We start from the raw sequence: 1,550 nt of genomic DNA, 5'->3' as shown, positions 1-1,550 counted from the left end.
TTCAGAAACTACGGAAGGCTGCCTCAAAGTAATGAAGGCTTATATCGAAAAAAAGGGGCTTTTTAAGACGCTTTATGTCGATAGAGCGGGTATCTTTGGTGGACCAAAACGCTGCCACTTCTCTCAGATGCAACGAGCCTGCGAAGAGCTTGGTATAGCAATTATTTTTGCCAACTCCCCCCAAGGAAAAGGTCGTATCGAACGCGCCTTTCTGACTTTAGAATTGAAGTTGTACGCTAAAGTGATGAGTAGTACAGTTAACTCTCTGGAAATTCACTACTTTTGCTTAAAATGTAGCCGTTAGTGCAAAGGAGATGTTTATGACTCGATTGATTGCAATTGCGTTTCTAGTGGCTCTGGCCTTTTTACTGTTTCGATATAGAACCAATGAGAAGGTACAGAAAGGTGTGGTGCTTACGGTGCTGTCTGCGTTTGTTATTTATACAGCAACCTTAGTCATATCTGAGTTAATTCGATAAACCTATGAACAACTTTTAAAGAGGTTAGAGTGGATAAACAACCTGAAAATCAGCCGGTCGAAAATGATGATGTCGTCGTCATCGAACAGAAAGATACCCGTGCGAGGTTGTATATTGGTATCGCCGCGGTGCTGGGTTTAGCAACTGGTGGTCTTATTGGCTCGGCAGTCACGCAAAATGACTGGCAGCAGCGATATAAAGAGCTCGATACCCAATACCAGCAAGCACTAGTCAAAACTCAAACTCAACAATCTAACTTGGATGAAAAACTTTCTTTAGCCGAGTCAGAGTCACAATTAAAGTTGCGCAAAGTGGTGGAAGAGAAAGTGGAACAACATCAGCAACAAGTAGATGCTTTGAATGAGCAGATTTCCAAACTTGAAGCCGATAACCAGCAACTCGAAAACCAGTTGAGTGCTCAAGGTAAGAAACTAGCGCAGCAGAAAAAACAGAATGTTCAACTGGAACGTAAAACGGATATCCAAAGTTCGATGTTCGAACAGTCTCAAGAGCTATTTAAGCGAGAAGCAGAACTGAAAGCTGAAGTGGCTAAGTTGGAACAAGAAAAATCGCAGCTTACTCCAAACTTGAAACGCTGGAAGAAGGATTGTGATCTATTCCTGGAAGGCACATCTTGGGATGCAAAGTCAGATTCATGTGACCGTTATGATTCTGCCACATCACGTATTAGCCAAATCGAGCAGATGTTGAAAGTGCATAATATGGATCTCAACCATATTGCGACGTTGAAAAGCGAACTCGGAATTCAATAACACTCAAGGATTGGCAAAGTAGAAATATCTAAAAATACTTTGCCAATTAATCCCCTCCCTGAATTATGAAGTGAATGTCATTCACACTCCAGGGCGGGATTCCACTTTGAATAAATATTAGCCAAATATTATTTTTGAGCGATATTCACCAGACCAACCTGACTTTCTACGTTTGGCAGCCAAGCTATCTTTGTCACTCTCATCCTGCTTTATCGTGTTCAACGCAGCACGATTAAATGCCGCTAAGTGAGCAGCTCCATCTGGGTCTTTTACTTTTAGTTCATCTTCTCTGAATACG

At 41.8% G+C, this 1,550-nt stretch carries 2 protein-coding genes and 2 pseudogenes; 3 read left to right on the top strand and 1 reads right to left on the bottom strand.

Annotated features, from left to right (window positions below; translation table 11 throughout):
* The 3 genes and pseudogenes from VTH8203_RS22915 to VTH8203_RS22905 form a co-directional block, all read left to right on the top strand.
* A pseudogene (locus VTH8203_RS22915) lies at positions 1-268 on the top strand (ISNCY family transposase); the annotation flags it as partial.
* A gap of 52 nt (positions 269-320) precedes the next feature.
* The gene (locus VTH8203_RS24825) at positions 321-479 is read left to right on the top strand and encodes a hypothetical protein (protein ID WP_096995701.1); all 159 of its coding nucleotides are present in this window, start codon (positions 321-323) and stop codon (positions 477-479) included.
* Between the two features lie 29 nt (positions 480-508).
* Positions 509-1,252, top strand: coding sequence for a chromosome partitioning protein ParA (locus tag VTH8203_RS22905; RefSeq protein ID WP_096995700.1), 744 nt, complete (start codon positions 509-511; stop codon positions 1,250-1,252).
* 117 nt (positions 1,253-1,369) lie between these two features.
* Here VTH8203_RS22905 and VTH8203_RS22900 read toward each other — a convergent pair.
* Positions 1,370-1,550 (bottom strand): annotated as a pseudogene (locus tag VTH8203_RS22900) (ISAs1 family transposase); the annotation flags it as partial.

This window comes from Vibrio thalassae, from assembly GCF_900089835.1.
Classification (GTDB): domain Bacteria; phylum Pseudomonadota; class Gammaproteobacteria; order Enterobacterales; family Vibrionaceae; genus Vibrio; species Vibrio thalassae.
Note: the sequence above shows the minus strand (reverse complement) of the source record. Positions and strands in the feature narration are given on the sequence as shown.